Annotated in this window: 18 protein-coding genes; 11 read left to right on the top strand and 7 right to left on the bottom strand. The window is 60.7% G+C overall.

Features of this window, described 5'->3' with window-relative positions:
* Positions 1–103: 103 nt before the first annotated feature.
* The 3 genes from AEYBE204_RS28390 to AEYBE204_RS28380 all read left to right on the top strand — a co-directional run bounded on the left by AEYBE204_RS28390 (position 104) and on the right by AEYBE204_RS28380 (position 3,203).
* Entirely contained in the window at positions 104–1,042 is a 939-nt protein-coding gene (locus AEYBE204_RS28390) for an alpha-E domain-containing protein (RefSeq protein ID WP_023461858.1), read from the top strand.
* 132 nt (positions 1,043–1,174) lie between these two features.
* The gene (locus tag AEYBE204_RS28385) at positions 1,175–2,140 is read left to right on the top strand and encodes a hypothetical protein (protein ID WP_023461857.1); all 966 of its coding nucleotides are present in this window, start codon (positions 1,175–1,177) and stop codon (positions 2,138–2,140) included.
* A gap of 73 nt (positions 2,141–2,213) precedes the next feature.
* Complete coding sequence (locus AEYBE204_RS28380) at positions 2,214–3,203, top strand: hypothetical protein (protein ID WP_023461856.1); 990 nt, start codon at positions 2,214–2,216, stop codon at positions 3,201–3,203.
* 2 nt (positions 3,204–3,205) lie between these two features.
* Here the strand turns inward: AEYBE204_RS28380 and AEYBE204_RS28375 are convergent, their stop codons facing one another.
* The 4 genes from AEYBE204_RS28375 to AEYBE204_RS28360 form a co-directional block, all read right to left on the bottom strand.
* Positions 3,206–4,123, bottom strand: coding sequence for an ROK family protein (locus AEYBE204_RS28375; RefSeq protein WP_023461855.1), 918 nt, complete (start codon positions 4,121–4,123; stop codon positions 3,206–3,208).
* A gap of 115 nt (positions 4,124–4,238) precedes the next feature.
* A complete protein-coding gene (locus tag AEYBE204_RS28370) occupies positions 4,239–5,612 on the bottom strand; it encodes a sugar MFS transporter (RefSeq protein ID WP_023461854.1) in 1,374 nt (457 codons plus the stop codon).
* 265 nt (positions 5,613–5,877) lie between these two features.
* Complete coding sequence (locus tag AEYBE204_RS28365) at positions 5,878–7,416, bottom strand: tryptophan halogenase family protein (RefSeq protein WP_023461853.1); 1,539 nt, start codon at positions 7,414–7,416, stop codon at positions 5,878–5,880.
* A gap of 117 nt (positions 7,417–7,533) precedes the next feature.
* Complete coding sequence (locus tag AEYBE204_RS28360; RefSeq protein WP_023461852.1) at positions 7,534–10,539, bottom strand: TonB-dependent receptor; 3,006 nt, start codon at positions 10,537–10,539, stop codon at positions 7,534–7,536.
* A gap of 934 nt (positions 10,540–11,473) precedes the next feature.
* On the opposite strand from AEYBE204_RS28360, the gene pyk reads away from it, so the two are divergent.
* Positions 11,474–12,922: a pyruvate kinase gene (gene pyk, locus AEYBE204_RS28355; RefSeq protein WP_235068125.1), complete on the top strand. Its 1,449-nt coding sequence runs from the start codon at positions 11,474–11,476 to the stop codon at positions 12,920–12,922.
* Here pyk and AEYBE204_RS28350 read toward each other — a convergent pair whose 3' ends face one another.
* Entirely contained in the window at positions 12,923–13,312 is a 390-nt protein-coding gene (locus AEYBE204_RS28350) for a cytidine deaminase (protein ID WP_031230281.1), read from the bottom strand. It abuts the gene before it with no gap.
* A gap of 148 nt (positions 13,313–13,460) precedes the next feature.
* Here AEYBE204_RS28350 and AEYBE204_RS28345 point away from each other — a divergent pair, with 148 nt between their 5' ends.
* Entirely contained in the window at positions 13,461–14,570 is a 1,110-nt protein-coding gene (locus tag AEYBE204_RS28345; RefSeq protein WP_023461849.1) for an endonuclease/exonuclease/phosphatase family protein, read from the top strand.
* Between the two features lie 5 nt (positions 14,571–14,575).
* Here the strand turns inward: AEYBE204_RS28345 and AEYBE204_RS28340 are convergent, their stop codons facing one another.
* Positions 14,576–15,523 (bottom strand): Gfo/Idh/MocA family protein, encoded by a 948-nt coding sequence (locus tag AEYBE204_RS28340; RefSeq protein ID WP_023461848.1) that lies wholly within the window; start codon positions 15,521–15,523, stop codon positions 14,576–14,578.
* Between the two features lie 144 nt (positions 15,524–15,667).
* On the bottom strand, positions 15,668–16,021 hold the full coding sequence (locus AEYBE204_RS28335) for an L-rhamnose mutarotase (protein WP_023461847.1): 354 nt from the start codon (positions 16,019–16,021) through the stop codon (positions 15,668–15,670).
* Positions 16,022–16,164: 143 nt separating this feature from the next.
* Here AEYBE204_RS28335 and fucP point away from each other — a divergent pair, with 143 nt between their 5' ends.
* The 6 genes from fucP (at position 16,165) to AEYBE204_RS28305 (ending at position 21,764) form a co-directional block, all read left to right on the top strand.
* Positions 16,165–17,469 carry an L-fucose:H+ symporter permease gene (gene fucP, locus AEYBE204_RS28330; RefSeq protein ID WP_031230279.1) on the top strand — a complete coding sequence of 435 codons (1,305 nt, stop codon included), beginning with the start codon at positions 16,165–16,167 and terminating at the stop codon, positions 17,467–17,469.
* A gap of 3 nt (positions 17,470–17,472) precedes the next feature.
* Positions 17,473–18,318 (top strand): amidohydrolase, encoded by an 846-nt coding sequence (locus tag AEYBE204_RS28325; protein WP_023461845.1) that lies wholly within the window; start codon positions 17,473–17,475, stop codon positions 18,316–18,318.
* Positions 18,315–19,094, top strand: a complete 780-nt coding sequence (locus tag AEYBE204_RS28320; protein WP_023461844.1) for an IclR family transcriptional regulator — start codon at positions 18,315–18,317, stop codon at positions 19,092–19,094. The genes AEYBE204_RS28325 and AEYBE204_RS28320 overlap by 4 nt, the downstream gene beginning before the upstream one ends.
* Before the next feature lie 165 nt (positions 19,095–19,259).
* A complete protein-coding gene (locus AEYBE204_RS28315) occupies positions 19,260–20,270 on the top strand; it encodes an aldo/keto reductase (protein WP_023461843.1) in 1,011 nt (336 codons plus the stop codon).
* A complete protein-coding gene (locus AEYBE204_RS28310) occupies positions 20,263–20,562 on the top strand; it encodes a UxaA family hydrolase (RefSeq protein WP_023461842.1) in 300 nt (99 codons plus the stop codon). The genes AEYBE204_RS28315 and AEYBE204_RS28310 overlap by 8 nt, the downstream gene beginning before the upstream one ends.
* Positions 20,559–21,764, top strand: coding sequence for a UxaA family hydrolase (locus AEYBE204_RS28305; protein WP_023461841.1), 1,206 nt, complete (start codon positions 20,559–20,561; stop codon positions 21,762–21,764). Before AEYBE204_RS28310 ends, AEYBE204_RS28305 begins: the two co-directional genes overlap by 4 nt.
* The last annotated feature ends 105 nt before the right edge of the window (positions 21,765–21,869 follow it).

Below are 21,869 nucleotides of genomic sequence, written 5' to 3'. Positions count from 1 at the left end.
AGGGGGGCGATGCTCTGTCCGCCCATGCCCCCTCATCCGCCTTGACGGCTTACGCCGTCGCGGCACCTTCTCCCCGTAGGGGCGAAGGGGAAAGGTTTTCCCAATGATGCTGTCCCGCGTTGCCAATTCCATCTACTGGATGTCGCGTTATCTCGAACGCGCCGAAAACGTCGCGCGCTTCATCGACGTCAATACCCACCTGATGCTCGACATGGGCCTCAGCGTCGAAGAGACCCAGTGGTATCCGCTGATCGCCACCTCCGGCGACGACGAAGGCTTCACCAAGCGCTACGGCCCCGCCGATGAAAAGTCGGTCGTGCGCTTCCTGACCTTCGACGACAAGAACCCCAATTCGATCCTGTCGTCGATCTATCGCGCGCGTGAAAACGCCCGCACGGTGCGTGAAATCATCCCGGTCGAGGTGTGGGAAAAGATCAACGAACTGTACCACCTGACCCAGGCCCACAGCCGCAAGCGTTCGGTCGAGGCCTTGGCCGACTACTATACGCAGGTACGGCAATCGGGGAACCTGTTCTCCGGCATGATGATCAACGCCATGTCGCGCGGCGATGGCTGGCACTTCGCCCGCATGGGGCAGTTGCTGGAACGCGCCGACAAGACCGCGCGCCTGCTCGACGTGAAGTATTTTCTGCTCCTGCCGCGCGGCGAACAGGTCGACAGCCCCTACGACAACGTCCAGTGGGGCGCGGTGCTGAAATCTGTCAATGCGCTGGAAATGTACCGTCAGGAATATCATTCGATCAACTATCGCGACGTGACCGAGTTCCTGCTGTTCTCGAAGCTGTTCCCGCGCTCGCTGCGCTTCAGCCTCGACTACGCCTCTCTGGCCCTGTCGAACATCTGCGCCGATCAGCCCGCGACCTGTCCGGCCCTGACCGAGATGGGACTGCTGACGCAAAGCCTGCAACGGGCCGATGCCGACAGCATCATCGCATCCGGCCTGCACGAATTCATCGACGTGTTTCAGGCCAATCTCAATCTGGTCGATCAGTCGATCTATGAGAGCTTTTTCGAGAACTAGGGTTGCGCCACACCCTGATCCTTTTAAACTCCCTCGAAATTTCGGGGGAGTTTTTTCATGCGTTTATCCGTGTCCATCGTCGCGTCCGCGCTCATCGCTACATTGTTCGCCCCCATTTTTGGAACTGGGGCTATGGCGGCCGACCTCCCCGATCCCAAATCGCCGAACTACCGTGAACTAGCGCTGAGAATCGGCAACAAGGGCACGATCTATCAGACGGTGCGGCTGACCAGGACCGAAAACAAGAACGGCAAGGTTACGACCACGAGCAGCACCAGCGCCTATCGCAACGATTTCACTGCCATCGAAGGGGGATATAAAGTCAAAAAAACCCTGACGGCCTTTACCGTTACCGGGCCGGATGGAAAGACCATCGACAAAGACGCCCATACTCAGGACGCCGTCCTGCTGAGAACCATGACCGGCACCTTGGGCGACCTGACCTTCATCGGCGACGAGAGCCTGGCGCCGCAACGTCTGGAAAACTGGCCGGCCCTGTGGGCCAATACCCGTGCCCTGATTGCCGCCGGTCTGCGGGAAGGCGGAAGGCCTTCCCTCGAAGAGGAGGTCAAGGTAATGAACATGATGGACGGCATGTTCGGTAAATTGACACCGGAACAGGCCGCCGGGAGTTTTCTGCAAGCCGACACGATCATCGCCGTACCGCACAATCTGGCGCTGGAGATTGAAAAGCCCCTCACCGCCGACAGCGAAATCATCGTACCGATTGGCAACTTTCCTCTGCAAGTCAGCGAAACCGTAATCATCACGCATTGGAATGCGGCAGGCAATACGGCTCAGGTTATTTATGACTATCGCCCCAAGTCAGACTCTCTGAAAGCCTTCTTCTACGATTTCCTGCCCAAATTCATGAAGGATGCCGGAGCGCCAGCGGAGGCTCTGGCGGAAATGATGTCGGCCATGAAAGCCAACCCCGGCAATGTCTTCGACATGTCGACCCATTGCGACTACGATATGGCCATCGATACCGGTCTGGTCCGTCAGGGCAAATGCACGCGCATCACTACGGTGAGCCTGATGGGGCAAACCTCCGGCAAGACCGAGATTTACGACGTTACGGAAAGTTTTGTTCCGTAGATGGCCACAGAGTTGACCAAAAGTCGCGCCACAAAGACCTTTCTGTAACAGGATGTTGGGCAAACATAGGGACATGGGTAATCGCATATTGACCGCGATCGTCATCGCCGGCACGGGCCTGAGCGGTGCCGTGTACGCCGAGACGACAACGGCAACCCCACCCGCGCCCGAAGCGCGTTACCTCCAGATCCATCTGAACCTTCCAGCGGGCGCCAAGATCCGTCAGTCGATCCGCAAGACGACCCGCAGCGACCACAACGGCCAGGTCAAGACGGCCGTCTATACCGGCGAATTCCTCAACAGCCTGACTCCCGTCAAGGACGGCTATCGCGTCGTCAAGGCTATCCTGAAATCGGACTTTCAGGTCACCGGCGCCACCCTGTCCGACGACGATACCGGACTTGAGAAACTGATGGGCGTCATGGCCGATGTCGGCGGCGTCACCTATCAGACAGACGTCAATCTGACGCCTCTTTCCCTGTACGAATGGCCGAAATTTCGCGCCCGTCTAAAGGTAGCCATGCGCAAGGCCGGGCTGATGAAGGCGCGACAGGCCGATGCCTTCGACGCCCTCTATGGGCAGGTGACGCCGGAAATGGCCGCCGAGATGTTCCTGCCCGAAGACGCCATGCTGGCCATCCCGCACAATCTGGGGCTCAGTCTCAATAATCCCTACCGTCTCGATTCGAAGATCCCCGGCCCGCTCGGCGATACGCTCAGCGCCAGCGAGACCCTGACCCTGACCAAGTGGGACGAAGCCGCGCGCACCGCGCAGATCACCTACGAGTCCGGCCCGACGCGCAAGGCGCTCGACCTCTATGCGGTCAGCGTGCGCCCCCGCCTCGAACAGGTCGCCCGCGACGAGGCCCGGCGCAAACGGACTGCGATACAGCCCGTCGGCGAGGTGCGCTTCACCCTGTCGACGCGGTGCCTATATACGGTCAGCCTCGATACCGGACTGGTCCGGCAGGCCGAATGCCAGTCGGTGCGTGATATCGCGATCGGGACGGACGTGCGTTCGCAGCGCGAGGACTGGGTAATGAGCGAGTCTCTATCTAAATAGGGTTAGTCCCACAGATACGCCGCGCCACGCACGCCTGAGGAATCGCCCCATTTCGCCGGAACCAGCCGCGCCTTCCAGATATCGGTGAAGACATAGGGCGAGATCACCTCCGGCAACTGATCGTAGATTTCGCTGACATTCGACAGGCCGCCGCCGAAAACGAACACGTCCGGATCGAAGAGATTGACGACGACCGCCAGACTGCGCCCCAGCCGCGACACAAGGCGTCCGAAGGCAGCGGTGGCGTCGGGATCGCCGGCGCGCATGGCCTCGATGATCGCCTCGCCCTTCCGGTCGCGCCCGGTCGCCTCGCGATAGTCGCGGGCAAAGCCGGAGCCGGAAACCCAGGTTTCCAGACAGCCGTGCAGACCGCACCAGCAGACCGGGCCGGGATATTCCTCAGGCTGCGGCCACGGTAAGGGCATGTGTCCCCATTCGCCGGCCACGCCATTGGCGCCTTCGACCAGCCGCCCGTTCACCACGACGCCACCGCCGCAGCCCGTGCCGACAATGACGGCGAAGACCGACGCCGCGCCCCTGGCCGCGCCGTCGCGGGCCTCGGACAGGGCCAGACAGTTGGCGTCGTTGGCCAGTCGGACCGGACGCTGCAAAACCTCTTCGAGATCGGCCTGAAAGGTGCGTCCGTTGAGATAGACGGAATTGGCATTACGCATCAGACCCGTGTGCGGCGATGCCGAACCGGGCGAGCCTATGCCGATGCTGGCAGGGGCTGTACCTAGATCGGGCGCTATGCTGCGGGCCTCGCGCTCGACATGGCCGATCAGGTCGCGGACCAGCCGCAGCGCGTCGTCATAATTGCCGGGATTGGGCTGACGATGACGCGCCAAAAACGCCCCGTCGGGCGACAGGGCCGCCGCCTCGATCTTGGTGCCGCCGAAATCGACGCCGATGCGCAACATGCTGAACCCTCAGGATAAAACAAAAGCGGCCCCGTCGATGACGAGGCCGCTCAGTATAGCGTCATTTTATAATGCCGCAGTGTGTTTTAAAGCGATACCGCGACAAAACAAACGCTTAGTGACCGCCCGACACACCTTCTTCGATGGCATGGGTCGGGGCTTTCTTCGCCACGATAGCGAACCACAGGACGTAGAGGTAGCACGCCAGCGGCACGATGAATGCCAGCGAACGGGCGCTGAACGCGTCCATCGCGGTAAAGTGGTCGATGGCCCAGGCGAACAGCAGGCTGATGAAGCCGCCGCCGCAGATTGCCATACACATCAGGCCAGACGAGGCCGAAGCCGGTGCCGTCGAACGCTCCAGCGTCAGGGTGAAGATCGTCGGGAACATGATCGAGTTGAAGAAGCCGATCAGAACCGCGGCGAAGCCCGGAATGAAGCCCGTGGTGACCGGCGTGTCATGGCCGAAGAAGTTGAACGTGCCGCCCATCGTCGCCGCCTGCATGTCCTTGGTGGCGATGATGATCAGGCAGAGCGCCGACGCCCCGATCGCAAAGATCGCCAGCATGGTGGTGGCCTTGATGTAGCGCATGATCACCGAACCGCCGAAGCGACCGATCATCGCCGCCAGCATGAAGAACGGCATCAACTGCCCGGCTTCGCGGGTGGGCAGGCCGAGAATTTGCCCCTGTTCGAGGAAGCCAATCAGGTTCGAGATGACGCAGACTTCGGCACCGACATAGACGAAGATAGCGATGGCGCCCAGATTGGCCCACTTGGAGGTGAGGGCGGTGAACGGCGACGGCGCGTGTTCGGACGTCTGGGGCGAATGGGCCGCGACCGTATTGCGCACCAGGAAGACCGCCAGCGTAAAGACGGCCAGCACGGCAGCGATGCCGAGATAGATGGTGGTGATATCGACCAGACCGGACGCTTTCAGCGCTTCGGTAACCACGACGTCCTTTTCGAACAGCGGTCCCTTGAACATGTAGGTCGAACCGAAGAAGCCGCCGACGAAGGCGCCCAGCGAGTTGAAGGCTTGCGACAGGTTCAGACGGAAGTGCGAATTCTTAGCGTCACCCATCGAGGCGATCAGCGGGTTGGCCGCCACCTGAAGCAGCGTAATACCCGACGCCGCGACGAACAGACCGACGAGGATCGTCTCATAAACGTGCGTGAACAGGGTCGCATAGGCGATCAGACAGCCGACGATGATACCGCCGAGGCCGATCAGAATGGATTTGGCATAGCCGAACTTGGACAGCACCCAGGCCGAGGGAATCGACATGACGCCATAGGCGATGAAGAACGCGAACTGCGTCAGATTGGATTCGAGCGTATTGAGCGAATAGATCTTGCCAACGGCGCGGATCAGCGGATCGACCAGATTGGTAACGAACGCCCAGATGAAGAAAAGCGCCGTGACATAGACGACGGCCAGAGCGAGGCCGCTGCCACCGCGCTTGGCGGTGCTTGACGGTTCAGACATATACCCTACCTGTAGGTTTGAGGTGACTTCGAAAAGGTTTCCTTGAGGAGACTTCTGTGTGGCCCGTATCGATCCCCTCTTTCATTTGTCAGACAACGCACTTCGGTCGTCCTTGGCAAATGAAAAATGCAATCGCCGTCCCATCGCCTTGTCCTTATCAACAAATCCCCGCCTTTGCACGTGCATTTGTCAGACAAGATTGCAATAATTAAAATCAATGCGACGCCGACGTCACGTGCTTTCGCCTGTTGCGTTATCTGGCACGCTACATGGCCATAGCGCGGCGCAGATCCTCCATCGAATAGGCCTTGCAGGTGCGCTCGATGAACTGAGCCTGGGTCGGCATGCGTTGAACTGTGTCACGTATGACCTCGCGCATCTTGAACAGGCGCTCTTTGACATCCTCCGTCTCCAGCACATTGGCCAGCGGGTCGTAACCCTGCGGCACGATGCCCTGCCCCATGAAAACTGCCACGTAGCTGGCCTCACCGAACAGTTCGTCGGCATGACTGACCACCCGGCCGCGCGCCCGGAACAGGTCGATGCGCCGCTTGAGCGTTTCGGGGAGGGTCATGTTGCGGCAATAGCGCCAGAAGTCGGAATCGTCGCGTTCGGTGGCATTGTAGTGCAGCACGAGGAAATCGCGGATTTCGACAAATTCCTCCAGCATCAGGCGGTTATATTCATCAAGACTGACCGTGTCGTGGCGGTGCGTCGGCAGGAACCCGACCGCACGCGCCATGGCCTTTTGCACCAGATGGATCGAGGTCGATTCGAGCGGCTCCATGAAGCCCGATGCCAGTCCCACCGCGATACAGTTCTTTTCCCAGAACTTTTTCCGTTTGCCCGTTTTAAAGCGGATGACGCGCGGCTCGGCCATAGGCTTGCCGTCGAGATTGTTCATCACGGTCGAAATTGCCTCGTCCTCGCTGATGAAGTCGGCGCAGAAGACATGGCCGTTGCCCGTGCGATGCTGCAAGGGGATGCGCCACTGCCAGCCGGCTTTATGGGCGGTCGAGCGCGTATAGGGCGTCAGCGGCGCGGCGCTTTCGCACGGCACCGCCACCGCGCGGTTGCACGGCAGGAAGGCCGACCAGTCGTCGTAGCCGACGCCCAGCGCCTCGCCGATCAGCAGGCCGCGGAAACCGGAGCAGTCGATGAACAGGTCGCCTTCGATGGTTTCGCCGCGATCCAGAGTCACGCTGTCGATAAAACCGTCTTCGGGATTGAGATTGACCCTGGTGATCTTGCCTTCGACGCGCTTGACGCCACGCTGTTCGCAGTGGTCGCGCAGAAACCGTGCATAGAGTCCGGCATCGAAGTGGAAGGCGTAGGAATAGGTCGAAAACACCGACTCCGGGTCGTTCGGCCCGACCAGAAACTTGTTGTTGCGCGCGGCCATGATCGGCAGCGAATAGGCATCGAGCGGCACATCCTCGCCCGCTGCCTTCATCCGCAGCCAGTAGTGGTGGAACGAGATCAGGTCGATCGGCTTGCCGAAATGGCCGAAGGGGTGGATGTAGCTGTGGCCCTGACGCGTCCAGTTGACGAACTCAATCCCCAGCTTGAACGTCGCCTGGGTGCGTTTGACGAACTCGACCTCGTCGATCCCGGCCAGCGAATTGAAGCGCCGGATCGGCGGGATGGTCGCCTCGCCTACCCCGACGGTGCCGATTTCGTCGGATTCGATGAGGGTGATCCTGACCCGCTTGCCCTGAAAGGCCTGCCACAGGGTCGTGGCCGACATCCAGCCTGCCGTGCCGCCGCCGACAATGACGATGTGTTTGATATGTTCGCCCGACATGCGCGCTCCCCGTCCTGAAGATATGTCCGAATCTGCGTTCGGTTGATGTCACTGTAAAACCGAAAACCCGCCCGGTCACGCAGAACCGGGCGGGCTTCGGATATCGACGACCAGCTTTTAGAACTGACCGCGCAGGGTGATCGCCACGCGGCGGTCCGTGTCGAACCACGCATAGCGCGCCAGACGATCCGGGTTGCCGACCTTGAGATAGGTCTTTTCGCGGCCCAGATTGGTCACCTGAAGCCCCAGCTTGAGCTTCGGCGTGACCGAATAGAGGATCGAGCCGTCCCACTGACCGTAGTCTTCCGACCACACCGGCGCCTTGATATTGGCCGCCGAGGTCGTCATCAGATATTCCGAGCGCCAGTTATAGGCCAGACGCGCCGAAATGCCGTACTTTTCGTAGATGAAGGCGACATTGTAGGATTTTTCCGACAGACCCTCCAGCGGCAGGTCGGCCTGCGCCCCGGAGCGTTGTTCCGGCTCGGAGATATTGACCGCCGTATTCTTGCCGCCCGACGAATTGACGATCGTGTAGTTGGCCTGAAGCCCCAGACCGGACAAGGGTCCCGGCAGGAAGTCGTAGAACTGCGAATAGGCCAGTTCCAGACCGTCGATGGTCCCCTTGTCGCCGTTGCGCGTACGGAAGACGCTATAGGCCTTGGTCTTGCCGCCGATGGTATAGCTTTCGTTCTCGGTCGAACCGAAGAAGTAGTTCTTCAGGTCTTTCCTGAACACCGCCAGGGTCAGGCTGCCCGTTGGGGCAAAGTACCATTCCGCCGAAAAGTCGTAGGCATTGGCTTCCATCGGTTGCAGGTTCGGATTGCCGCCGGACCCGTTATATTCGATGGCGCTGACATATTGCAGTGTCGCCGTCGGATCGGCCTGGGTCGGTGCCGGAATCGGCTGACCGTTGGGACCGAGCGCCTGCACCAGCGTCGCCGACACGCCCAGCGTCGTATAGGGCTGCATCTGACCGAAGCTCGGCCGGACGATGGCCTTGGACAGCGACAGGCGCAACTGCACCTGATCCGTGGCCTTGAGGCGCAGGTTCAGGCTGGGCAGGACGTCGGTATATTCGTTCTCGATCTGGATGCCCTTGACCGTGCCGCCGACCGCCGTGATGGCGATGGCGTCGAGGACTTCCTGACGTAGCGCCGCCGACGAATTCGGGTTGATATTGGCCGCCGTCACATTGGCCAGCGCCCCCGGATTGCCGCGCAGGCCAGTGCCGTTGCTCAGTTCGGTCTTGATCACCCGCACGCCGACATTGCCGTCGAAGCCCTGCATGATCGTGTCGTTGCCGAAGCGCAGGACACCGTAGACCGCGCTGGTCTTTTCGTTCTGTGTGATCGTGCCCGACGTCGGGTTATCGGCGCGGCCCGGTTCGACGGCGTCGTAATTGCCGTTGAACGGCACCCAGCCCCAGCCGAGATCGGCGGCGGCTGTGGCGATCTTGTCGCGCGAACCGTAATAGTCGGCCAGTTGCACCGACGGGAAGACCCCGCCCGCGGGCGCCTGCGCGTCGCCGCGGAAGAAGTTGGCGAAGTTGTAGTAGTCGATCATGCCGGAAATCGGCGGGTCCTTGGTGACGTTGTTGCCGTTCCAGGCGGCGTCCTGCGATACGGCACCCCAGTTATAGCCGTTCTCACGCGTCGTCGCGGTCTTGTCGGCGACACGGATGCCGCCTTTCAGCGAGCGCAGCCAGTCGGAATCGAACTCATAGAGCGCATCGACGCGATAGGCGGACTGCTCGGCGTCATTGTCCTCAAGGTGGTCCATCGCGAAATTATACAGGTAACGCGTCGGGTCGTTGACATTGGCCACCGTCGGGATAGTCGGCGTACAGTCGCGGTAACAGGCATTATAGGTCGTGAAGACCGGCGTCTTGCTGCCGTAAAGGTCAAGCTTGACGTCGACCTGATCCATCAGTTCGGTGCCGACGGTGAAACTGATGACCTTCGAGGTCGATTTCACCTTCTGGTATTCGGCGTTCAGCGTCAGCTTGTCGCTGACGCGCCACTTGGCCCCCAGCGAGATGTCCGAGGTTTCCTTGTTATCGACGCCCGAACGAGTGACGTTGCGGTGGATGGTGTTGTTGAACACCCCGCCGGTGAACTGTCCTTGCGAATCGTAGGTGTAGCTGCTGTTCGGCGACAGCAGATTGTCGGAATAACCGGTCGAATGTTCGAGGCTCTTCGGCGTCGCCTTGGTGTTCAGATATTGCAGGGTGAATTCCAGCGTATCCAGCGGACGCCACTGAACCGCGGCGGCTACGGCCTCGCGCTTCTGTTCCCAGTCGATGGTGCGGTAGCCCGCCGCCTTCGGGGCAAAGCGGTCGTCCGCCGTCGAGGTCGTGCCGACGCCGGCCACCTGATCGAAGCGGTCGGTCGTGAAGGCGTTCGAGCGCGTGCCCACGTTCGACACCGAAGCGTTGAGCAGCAGGCCGACTTCGCCGATCGGCGTGTCCCAGCGGTCGGAATAGGTGATGCCGCCGGACACGAAAGCCTGGTCGCGCAGATCGCCGTAGTTGCGATCCGCCGTGAAGGCGATGATGCGATTTTTCGAGTCGAACGGCAGGCGGGTGCGCAGATTGACCGTGCCGCCGAGCGCACCTTCGATCTGTTCGGCGACCGTGCTCTTATAGACGTCGACCCCGGCCATCAGGTCGGCGGAGACGTCTTCGAAACCGATCGAGCGGCCGTTCTTGGCCGAGAAGACTTCGCGCCCGTTGAGCAGCGTCGTCACATAGCTGAGGCCACGCACGAAGATCGCGCCGCCTTCGCCGGACAGGCGCGCCGGATCGCGGGCCGCGTCGGTGCGTTGCAGGGTGACGCCCGCCACGCGTTGCAGGGCCTCGGACACCGAACGGTCCGGCAGAGCGCCGATATCGGTCGCGGTAATGGAATCGACGACGCTTTCGGCATCGCGTTTGAGCTTCTGCGCGGTCTTGACCTGCGCGCGCTGCCCGGTAACGACAACCTCGGTGACGTCCTCTGTTGTCTTGGCTTCCTGAGCCATGACCGGTGCGGCCAGACCTAAGGCCACCGCACTCAGGGCCGCACTCCTCAGGGCCAGCGCCGAGACGCTTCCCGTCAGGCGGCCGGATTTGGATAGTTTCATGTAACGCTCCCTCTCAACCCCGCCGCCGGGATTCCTCCATCCCTACGGCGCCTTGGCACAATGCCGACGGCAAGAGACGGGTATCCCGTCCCTGCCCGCATTCCGGCGGCACGACATGCGTTACGGCCTTTTTCGCAGGATGACGTCCACGCGTGCGCCGAACCTTGTGCCGGTTCTGTGCGCGATGAGTGGAAGAGCCTCCTCCCCGTTTTTGCAGTTTCGCACCTGTAGAATGCTGGTCCGTGACTTTTGCGCGCTTTTTTTATCGTGGCGGCGCGATGAAAATCCGGACTCTTGGTGATACCGTTATCACATAAATCGACAAATTCCAGCGATTTATGACAGCGCTGCCATTTTAACGACAAATCCATGCGCAAACAGCACAGTTTTAGCCTTTCGCGGGCAAATCGCGTGGAAATTTTTGACCTAATTGTCAAAATAAGGGGCGTTGTCCGACATATAATTCAAGAGCCGCCCGTTCTAAAATTCAAACGCCTTAACAGCTTATGCCTGAAACGTCGCGGATTCTTTTATGCAAGAATTTGGAAAGCCCTCGCATATCAAATTTGAAAATAAACGCCGCCTTTCCGGGGACGCAGAACCGAAAGGGATACACAAATCTCATATGTGATATGCAGCCTGATTTAGATAAGATCCGTAAGATAAATCTGCATAAAGACAAATATAATCGGTGTTATAATACCTTATTTTTAATCTTCGATTCTTTTAAATGACAACGGTGTCCGGTTTTTTAGCGCCTGGCGTCAAAAATCACGCAATTGTTTCGGAAAATGTGACTTGACCCAAGGGAGGGAACAGGACTTTTGTCACCCTTGCCAAAAATACCGCTCCAACAAATCCGGGAACCCGGCCACGCAAGGCCCTTTCGCCTCAGGCGGATATCCCCAAAGCACAAGAGTTCGATCCTTTGAAAATACTTCGCCGCCGCCGCACGAAACTGGTTGCCACTCTGGGCCCCGCGTCTTCCAACGCCGATATGCTGGCGCAACTGTTTCAGGCCGGTGCCGACGTCTTCCGGTTGAACTTCTCGCACGGCTCGCACGAAGATCACGGGCGCAATATCGACCTGATCCGCGATCTGGAGGCGAAGACCAAACGCCCGATCGGCATTCTGGCCGACGTGCAGGGTCCGAAATTGCGTGTGGGCCGTTTCATGGGCGGCGCCATCGTCCTCAGCCCCGGCCAGACGTTTCGCCTCGACCTCAACCCGACGCCCGGCGACCTGACGCGCGCCAACCTGCCGCACCCGGAAATCATCGGCGCGGCGCAAATCGGCTCGCACCTTCTGCTCGACGACGGCAAGCTGAAGCTACGCGTCACCCACGTTCGCGAAGACCATGTGGAAACCGTCGTCGTCACCGGCGGGCGCCTGTCTGATCGTAAAGGCGTCAACGTCCCCGACGTGGTGCTACCGATCCCGGCCCTGACCAAGAAGGACCGCGAGGACATGGCCTTCGCTTTGGAGCGCGGCGTCGAATATATCGGTCTCAGCTTCGTCCAGCGTCCCGAAGACGTCATGGAAGCGCAGGAGATCATCAAGGGCCGCGCCTGGGTCTTGTCCAAACTCGAAAAGCCGCAGGCGCTGGACAATCTCGAATCGATCATGGCGCTCTCGGACGCCGTCATGGTGGCGCGCGGCGACCTCGGGGTCGAACTGCCGCCCGAAGAGGTGCCGCTGGCGCAAAAGCGTATCATCCGCGCCGCTCGCGAACTGGGCAAGCCGGTGATCGTCGCGACCCAGATGCTCGAATCGATGATCTCGGCCCCTACCCCTACCCGCGCCGAAGCGTCCGACGTCGCCACCGCCGTCTATGACGGGGCCGATGCCGTCATGCTGTCGGCTGAAACCGCTGCGGGTCAATATCCGGTCGAGGCCGTGACCATCATGGACCGCATCGTCGCCCGCGTCGAAAAGGACGCCGACTGGCGGATGCAAACCGATCGCCGCCGTCCGGAAACCGAAAAGTCGGTATCGGGCGCGATCGCTACTGCGGCGCGTCAGGTGGCGCAAACCATAGAGGCGTCGGCCATCGCCGCCCTGACCAATTCCGGTCCGACGGCCTTGCGCGTCGCCCGCGAACGCCCGACCGCGCCGATTATCGGTCTGACGCCGAACATGGAAACCGCGCGCCGTCTGGCCCTGACCTGGGGGGTGCACGCCGTCCCGGCGCCGGTGACACACTCGATGTCGGAAACCGTGCAGGTGGCGGTACAGATCGCCCGCACCGAAGGCATTTCCGAACCCGGTCAGGACATCGTCATCGTGGCAGGGATGCCCTTCGGCAAGTCGGGCTCGACCAACGCTCTGCGCGTCGCCAAGGTCACCCGGACGCAAATAACCGAACCGGAATTCGAAGAGTAATCAGGTCAGATCCGCGTTGAAATTCATCGGCAGCAGGTCGCCTAATGCTGCCGTCTTCACGCTGCCGTCTTCGGCGTACATGTGTATCTGCGCCGAAGCGTCGGCGAACTCGGCCAGTTTCTGACGACAGCCGCCGCACGGCGGGCAGTGCGGATGACGCGGGGCAAAGACGGCGATTTCGAGCACCTTTTTGCCGCCGCCCATGATCATGTGCGACAAAGCCGTGGTTTCCGCGCACCAGCCCTGCGGGAAGGCGATATTCTCGATATTGGCACCGCTATAGACCTTGCCGTCGTCGGCCAGGATCGCCGCCCCCACCGGGAACTTTGAATAAGGGGAATGGCTGAACGCGGTGGCGGCCTTTGCGGCCTTAAACAGATCGTGAGACACATCTGGTTCCTGAATAACTGAACCGGCAGGCTGCCATTGGCCGACGGCTTTGGCCATAAAAAAATTCACGAATGGCGGCTCAAGCCTCACTTGCCTTACAACCCAAAGATGATAAAATAACTTCGTTATTATAAAGGGGGCAAAAAAAATGCGGCTGGCAGCTTATAATGTCGAGAACCTGTTTGATCGCGCCAAGGTGATGAATCAGGATAGCTGGGACGACGGTCGGCAGGTTCTGGAAGACTTCGCCGCCTTGAACGCATTGCTCGGCGAAATCAACTACACCGTTGCCCGCAAGGCGAGTATGGTCACCTTGATGAAAAAGCTGGGCCTCGAAAAATCGGATACGGGGCCATTCGTATTGCTCAGACGCAATTGCGGCGGGCTTCTGCGCCGCCCCAAGACCGGTGGCATCGTCATCGATGCCAATGGCAGGGCCGACTGGACCGGATCGCTGGAACTGCGCGACGAACCGGTCAACGAACACGCCATGCGCAATACGGCGCGTGTCCTGATCGATATCAAGGCGGACGTCATAGGCGTCGTCGAAGCCGAAAACCGCCCCGTCCTGTCGGCTTTCAACCGCGAAATCATAACCGCCCTTGGCGGCACACCCTTCCGGCACGTCATGGTCATCGACGGTAATGATGAACGCGGTATCGATGTCGGCCTGATGAGCCGTGAGGGGTTTCCCATCGGCGTTCTGCGCAGCCATGTCGATGACTGCACGGCGAATGGCGAGCCCATTTTCTCGCGCGATTGTGCGGAATATGAGATCACCACGCCGAACAACAACAAGCTCCTTGTGATGGTCAACCACCTGAAGAGCAAGGGTTATGGTACGCCCGCCGAGTCCAATGCCCGCCGCAAAACCCAGGCCGAGCGCATCGCGACCATATATCAGGAACGGCTGGCGCAGGGGATGACCTATGTTGCCGTCATTGGCGACCTCAACGACACGCCGGACAGCGACCCCCTGAAACCGTTATTTCAGGCAGGCCTGAAGGACATCTCCCAGCATCCGGACTTCGACAATGGGGGCTTTGTCGGTACCTATGGATCGTGCGGCAAAGGCAACAAGATTGACTATCTGTTATTATCACCCGACCTGTTTGCCGAAGTCGAAAAGGGCGGCGTCTTCCGTAAAGGCATGTGGCCGGGTGTACGGCCGCCCAAGTGGGAGGCCTATGCCGAGGTCAGGAAAGAGACCGAAGCCGCCTCCGATCACGCGGCGATCTGGGCCGACCTAAAAATCTAACGCTGTTATTCAATATATTCCGGGGCGGCGATGCGCTTGCCCAGCAGCATGGCGTCGGCGACGACGCGCAGCGGCGAAAAGTCGGCATCCGACTGTCCGGCGCGCACCAGTTTCTCGAAGTGTGCATAGAGGCCCGGATATTCGGCTTCCTTTTCCTTCATGATCTCTGTGCCGTTGATGATCAGGCCGGTACCGCCCATGTTCAGTTCAAGCTTTTCGCCGGTGTCGCTTTCGACGAAGATCGACCAGGTCTGGATGCCCGTTTGCAGGAAGTCGTAGTCGGCGCGGATACTGATCCCGCTTTCGGTCGTCATGTCCATCTCGACCTGAATCGGGGCTTCGCAATTGACCGGAATATGCAGATCGGCCTTCTTGACGATGACCTTTTCCGGCACGATGCGCGTCAGGATCGACAGCGAATTGATGCCCGGATCGAAGACGCCCATGCCGCCGGCCTCGAAGATCCACTTCTGCCCCGGGTGCCATTGACGTACGTTTTCCTTCCACACGACGTGGATGGATTTTATCGTACGAGCGGCGATCCATTGACGGGTCGTCTCCACCGCCGGGGCAAAGCGCGAGTGCCACGAGGCCAGCACGGTCACGCCCCTGGCTTTTGCCAGATCGGCAATCGCCTCGGCCTCGCCCAGCGTCGCCGCCGGGGGTTTTTCGAGGAAGACGTGTTTGCCCGCCGCGATGACCTGTTTGGCGATCGTGTGACGTATCTGCGGCGGCGTACAGATGGCGACCGCTTCGATTTCGGGGTGCGCGGCCAGCATGTCTTCGAGGTAATTATAGGCATCGATGCCTTCCGGACGCGCGTTCGGCGAGCAGCCCGCCACCAGTTCCAGCGCCGGATTAGCGCGGATCGAGGGGATATGCTGATCCACCGCGATCTTGCCCAGACCGACGAGGCCGATTTTCAGCGGCTTAGGCTTCTTCTTACCAAACATGAACGCTTCCCTTTAGCTATGCGCTTTTTCGACCGGTTATCAGGCCGCGCTTATCGTCGCAACAATTATCACACAATTGGCGAAATTAACCCTGACAAATAGAGGGCTTGACATAGCACAGGGGGAGAGGCTGTCAATTACGCCCTACTGCTCGGACAGGGCGTAAATCCGCTCCATCGCGACCCATTTTTCGCCCTCGCGTGCCTGAGGTAACGGCTTTTGAAACTGCCACATCAGGCGTTCCCACGCCTGCACGTCGGCATCGGCCAGATCGGCAGCGGCCTTGGCGTCCGGCGAGAAATCCGGTCCGACCTCCATGATCATGAACATGCGGTCGTGGATCTGCCAGATTTCGAGCTCGCGGATATCGGCGACGCGAATCGACTGCGTCACAGCGGCCGGGACGGCACCGGGTGCGTGCCAGGCGGTATAGGCGGCAATCAGCTCGGCGTCGTCGTTAAGGTCGAGCGCGAAGCAAAAGCGTCGTATATTGGTCATTGAAGCGTTTCCTTTTTGCCGATTTCTGAACGATTTTGCGCGCGTTGTAAATTTCATATTTGACAACGGGTTTCAAAATGCTGTTTCCTCTGCGGCAAAGGCCGGAGCCCATAACCGGACCACGCAGGTAAAGAGGAACGCTCATGACCACTCCATCCACTCCGTCGAAGGGGTTCAGCGCCGTGTGGCCGCTGATCCTGATCACCAGCCTGTTCTTCTTCTGGGGGGTCGCCAATAATCTGAACGACGTCCTGATTCCGCAGTTCAAGAAGGCCTTCGTCCTGACCGACCTGCAATCGGGTCTGGTTCAGTCAGCGTTCTATATGGGGTACTTCCTGCTCGCCCTGCCTGCCGCCTTCGTCATGCGCAAGTTCGGCTATAAGTCGGCGGTCGTTCTGGGCTTGCTGCTCTATGCCGCCGGGGCGTTCCTGTTCTATCCCGCCGCCGATAATCACCAATATAGCTGGTTCCTCGGCGGACTGTTCGTCATCGCCTCGGGGCTGGCCTTTCTTGAGACCTCGGCCAACCCGCTGATCACGGTGCTGGGGTCGCCCGACAAGGCGGCCTTCCGCCTCAACCTCGCCCAAAGCTTCAATCCGCTCGGCGCCTTGAGCGGCATCTTCATCGGTCAGCAATTCATCCTGTCCGGTATCGAGCACGACGAAGCGGCGCTGGCCGCCATGACCGACGCCGCGCGCCAGACCTTCTACATCACCGAGGTCAAGGCCGTGCAAGGGCCGTATCTGCTCATCGGCACGGTGGTTCTGGCCTGGGCGCTGCTGGTTTTTCTGTCGAAGTTTCCGGACGCTGCCACGAAAAACGCCCATGAGGACACGGGTGAGGAGATCGGCTTCTTCACCTCGGTGGGTCGCCTCTTCCAGCGCCCGCACTTCCTGTTCGGCGTCGTGGCGCAGTTCTTCTACGTCGGCGCACAGGTCGGTATCTGGAGCTATATGATTCGCTATGCGCAGGCCGAAATCGGCCTGACCGATAAAGCCGCCGCTACCTATCTTTATTACGCCCTGATCGCCTTTGCGGTGGGTCGCTTCATCGGCACCGGCCTGATGACGAAGGTGCGCCCCAGCCTGATCCTCGGCCTCTTTGCCCTTGTCAATATCGGCCTGACCCTGTTCGCGGTCGTCAGCGGCGGGCAAAACGGACTGTGGGCGCTGGTTGCCTCCAGCTTCTTCATGTCGATCATGTTCCCGACCATTTTCGCGACCTCGGTCGCCGGTCTTGGCAATCTGACCAAGACCGGCTCGTCGCTGCTGGTCATGAGCATCGTCGGCGGCGCGGTGCTGACCGCCGTCATGGGCATGGTTTCGGACCACAGCCACATCCGCACGGCCTTTGTCGTCACGGCGGTGTGTTTCGCGGTCATCGCGCTCTACGCCTTCCGCGCCCCGAAAGCGGCGAACACCGCGCCGGTGGCCATGACCGGGCACTAGGTCGTGCTAATCGACGCGCACCACCACCTGTGGCAGGTCGGGCGGCACGGCTTCGAATGGCCGACGCCCGATCTTTCGCCCATCTATCGCGACTTCGGCATGAACGATCTGCGTGCCGCCGCGCCCGCCCTTACCGGTACGGTAGTGGTGCAGTCGCAACCATCCGAAGCCGACACGGCGTGGCTGATCGACAGTCTTGAGGACGACCCGCTGGTTCTGGGCATCGTCGGCTGGACCGACCTTGCCGCGCCTGAGGCTCCGGCGCGTATCGCCGCTCTGGCGCAACGGCCCAAGCTGAAAGGCCTGCGCCCCATGTTACAAGGCCTGCCGGACGATGACTGGATTCTGCGGCCCGACGTCGCCAGAGGCATCGAGGCCATGATCGCGGCCAATCTGACCTTCGATGCCTTGGTCTTCACCCGGCATCTGCCGGTCATCGGTACGCTGGCCACGCGCTATCCCGACCTGCGCATCGTCACCGACCACGGCGCCAAGCCGCCGATCGCCACCAATCGCCTGCGTCCGGAAGAGACTCTGGCGTGGTTCGAAGCCATCTCGGCGGTCGCTACCTCCCCCAATGTCACCTGCAAGCTGTCGGGCCTGCGCACGGAAATGCGCTCCGATCAGCCGGTCGAAGAGGTTGCGCCCTATCTCGACCACCTGATCGATACCTTCGGCGCAGAACGCCTCCTGTTCGGATCGGACTGGCCGGTGCTGGAATTGCGCGATCGCTGGCGCGAGTGGCACGGCTTGGTGACCGCGCACCTAAACCATTTGACGGACAGCGAAAGAGACGACATCTTCGGGTATAATACTATAAAAGCCTATAATATTCAGGGATGCCCATGATTACCGACGACAGCCGCTCTGGCGACGACGCCAAGACGCTCAAATACCGCGCCCCGGCGCTGGAAAAAGGGCTCGATGTCCTGGAACTGCTGGCGGCCAACAAGCGCCCCATGACCCTGTCGCAGATTTCCAACCGCCTCGACCGCTCGGTCAGCGAACTGTTCCGCATGGTGCAGGTACTGGAAAGCCGGGGCTACGTCGCGCCGTCGCAAAAGGGCGAAGGACTGGAACTGACCAACAAGCTGTTCTCGCTCGGCATGAGCCGCGGCCCCAGCCAGAATCTGCTCGCCTCCGCCCTGCCGCTGATGCAGGCCCTGTCCGAACAGGTGCGCCAATCCGTGCATCTGGCCATCGCATCGGACGACCATATGGTGGTCATCGCCCGCATCGAAGCCCCCGGCGATCTCGGCTTTTCGGTCCGCGTCGGCTATCAGCGCCTTCTGGTGCAATCGACGTCCGGCCTCGTGCTCTACGCCTTTCAGCCGCCGAAGCTGAAGGAACACTGGCGCAGCGTGCTCAAGGGGACGGCTACGCCGCAGGAATGGGCGCTGTTCGAGACTGTGTCCGAGCGCGCCCTGCAACAGGGACACGTCCAGGCCAAGAGCGATTTCGTCGACGGCGTACTCGACGTCTCGTGCCCGGTGCTCAACGATTCGTCGGTGATTGCCGCCATGACCATACCGTGGCTCAAGACGCACGGCTGCCTCAGCCTCGAGGATACCATCGCCAAGCTCAAATCGACCGCCGGCGCCCTGACCAAGATGCTGGGCGGCTGATTTCGCAAAGGCTGAAAACCGCGTCGCCTCGATTTTATTCGTAAAAGATAAAATGACCCCGCACCTGTATTTGCGCACGAAGACCGCTTGAAAGGGGTCAAAGTGGCCTGTATTCATTTTCATAAGTGATATCTAATTTCACGATCAATCAGGGCTGTGTTTCGCGTGTCTTCATTTCCAATATCCGAGATTGGCCGCACCGGGGTCAGGGTCGGCGCGCTGGGTTTCGGCGCGGCGGCGATTGGCAATCTCTATCAGTCCGTCAGCGATGATGCCGCGCACGCCACGATTGCCGCCGCCGTTGCCACCGGCATAACCTATGTCGACACCGCGCCGCGTTACGGGCAGGGCCTGAGCGAACGCCGGATCGGGGCGCACCTGTCGCAAACCGCCGTCCTTTCGAGCAAGGTCGGGCGCATTCTGACGCCGATCACGCCACCGCCGCCCGGTACCGAACGGCACGGCTTCGTCGATGGCGATCCGTTCGAGGAGCATTTCGACTATTCCTATTCCGGCATCATGCGGTCGTTCGAGGATAGCCTGAAACGCCTGAAGCGCGACCGTATCGACATCCTGCTGGCCCACGATCTGGGGCGCGAAACCCACGCCGGACAGCACGATTACCACCTGCACACCTTCCTGCGTGGCGGTCTTGAAGCCATGCAGTCGCTGAAAGCGCAAGGCGTGATCGGAGCCATCGGGCTGGGCGTCAATGAAACCGCCATCTGCGATGAGATCATGGCCGCGGCCGATATCGACGTCATCCTGCTGGCCGGGCGCTATACGCTTCTGGAGCAGGTGCCGCTGGACGGTTTCTTCGACCGCTGCGCCGCCAAGGGCGTATCGATCATCGCTGCCGCACCGTTCAATTCCGGTCTGCTGGCCGATGGTCAGCACTATAATTACGCTGCGCCCCCGGCGGATATCGTGGCGCGCGTCGCCCGTCTGAAAGCTGTCTGCGCCGTGCATGGCGTACCTTTAGCTGCCGCGGCGCTGCAATTTCCGCTGGCCCACCCGGTGGTAGTCAGCGTCCTGACCGGTATGAACAGCCCGGCCCAGGTCGAAACCAATGCCGCCCTGTTCCGTCACCCGATCCCGCCGGCGCTGTGGGCCGATCTGAAAGCCGAAGGCCTGCTCAGCGACGTCGCGCCGGTCCCGGAGGCGCTCGATGCCTGAGGCCCTGATCCTGCTGCACCCGACGGACAATGTGCTGGTCTGCCGCGAAACCATCGCACCCGGCACCCCGGTCACCATCGACGGCGAACCCGTCATCATTGCCCAGCCGATCGAGGTGGGTCACAAGGTCGCGCGCATCGATCTGCACCCCGGTGACAAGATCCTGAAATATGGCGCGCCCATCGGTTCCATGACAAAGGATACGCCGCGCGGCGGCCACGTCCACATGCACAATATGCAAAGCGATTACATCCCCTCCCATACCCGTAACGCGTCGGGCGGTGCCACATGACGCCTTTCAAAGGTTATCTGCGCGCCGATGGCCGCAAAGGCATCCGCAACGTCGTTGCCGTCGCTTATCTGGTCGAATGCGCGCACCATGTGGCGCGTCAGATCGTCCAGAAATCCGACGACATGGACGTGCATCTGATCGGTTTTCCCGGCTGTTATCCCAACGACTACGCCTTCAAGGTGATGTCGGCGGTGACCACGCACCCCAATGTCGGCGGCGTCCTGCTGATCTCGCTCGGCTGTGAAAGCTTCAACCGCGAACGGCTGAAATCAGCCATCGAGGCCTCAGGCCGCCCGTGCGAGGTGCTGGTCATCCAGAATTCCGGCGGCACCTTGTCGACCATCCAGAAGGGCCGCGAAGCCGTCGATCGCCTGAAAGCCATCGCCGCCACGACACCCCTTGTCGATATGGACGTGTCGGAATTGGTCATCGGCACGATCTGCGGCGGCTCGGACGGCACGTCGGGCATAACCGCCAACCCCGCCGTCGGCCGCGCCTTCGACTGGTTCGGCGCGCAAGGGGCGGCGTGCGTCTTCGAAGAAACCGGCGAACTGGTCGGCTGCGAAACCATCATGGCGTCGCGCGCCATCACGCCGGAACTGGGCGCAGCGCTGGAAGCCTGCGTGCAGAAGGCCGAGGCCTATTACACCGTCATGGGCTACGGTTCCTTCGCGCCGGGCAATGCCGAGGGCGGCCTGACGACGCAGGAAGAAAAGTCGATGGGGGCCTATTCCAAGTCGGGCGCCGCCCCGATCTGCGGCATCCTTCAGCCAGGCGATGTGCCGCCGACGGGCGGGCTCTACCTGCTCGACGTGGTGCCGGACGGCGAGCCGCGCTTCGGTTTCCCCAATATCTCCGACAATGCCGAAATCGTCGAACTGATCGCCTGCGGGGCGCACGTGACCCTGTTCACGACAGGCCGCGGCAGCGTCGTCGGTTCGGCCATTTCGCCGGTGATCAAGGTCTGTGCCAATCCGGACACCTACCGCAAGCTCAGCGAAGACATGGATATCGACGCGGGCAGGATCATGGAAGGCCGCGCCACGCTGGACGCCGTCGGTCAGGAGATCATCGACAGCGTGCTGGCCGCCGCCGCCGGTCAACGCACCAAATCGGAAGCGATGGGCCATCAGGAATTCATCCTGACCTATAAGGCCTTCGATCCGCTTGGTCCGGCCTGTTTGCCACTGAAACGCGCTTAGAAACTTCCCTTCTCCCTTTGGGGAGAAGGTGGTCGAGTGCAACGAGACCGGATGAGGGGGCAACCCACCGTCCAGCCCCCTCACCCGGCTTGCTATGCAAGCCAC

This window comes from Asticcacaulis sp. YBE204 (genome assembly GCF_000495855.1).
Classification (GTDB): Bacteria; Pseudomonadota; Alphaproteobacteria; order Caulobacterales; family Caulobacteraceae; genus Asticcacaulis.
Note: the sequence above shows the minus strand (reverse complement) of the source record. Positions and strands in the feature narration are given on the sequence as shown.